The sequence below is a fragment of the Corynebacterium sp. 122RC1 genome (genome assembly GCF_024580955.1).
Taxonomy (GTDB): domain Bacteria; phylum Actinomycetota; class Actinomycetes; order Mycobacteriales; family Mycobacteriaceae; genus Corynebacterium; species Corynebacterium kozikiae.
In genome coordinates, this window is the sequence record NZ_JANIKD010000062.1 from 1 (window position 1) to 442 (window position 442).

The 442-nt window shown below is 50.0% G+C and carries 1 protein-coding gene; it reads left to right on the forward strand.

All coding sequences use genetic code 11. From position 1 onward, the window contains the following. Nucleotides 1-442 (forward strand): glycoside hydrolase family 127 protein (locus NQ050_RS11075; RefSeq protein WP_257039396.1); only part of this gene is annotated, 442 nt, incomplete at both ends.

Sequence of the window (442 nt, forward strand, 5' to 3'; positions counted from 1 at the left end):
GATTTATATCACAGGTGGATGCGGTGCCCTCTATGATGGTGTGTCACCTGATGGAACCACTTACGATCAGCCTAGCATTCAGCAGATTCACCAGGCATACGGCAGAGCATATCAGTTGCCAAACGAGACTTCGCATAATGAAACCTGTGCGCAGATTGGTAATATCTTCTTATCCTGGCGTATGCTCGAAACCACAGCTGATGCCCGCTATATGGATATGGTAGAAAACGAACTCCTGAATGGAGTCTTGCCGGGCATTTCGCTCGATGGTACCCGATATTTCTATACTCAGGCCCTGCGCCGTACGGGCGATTTCCCTTATGTGATGCGCTGGCCGAAAACCCGCCAGAAGTATATCAGTTGCTTCTGCTGTCCACCTAACACCCTTCGTGCACTTTGCGAAGCGCAGGAGTATGCTTATGCCGTGAAAGGGGATACTTTG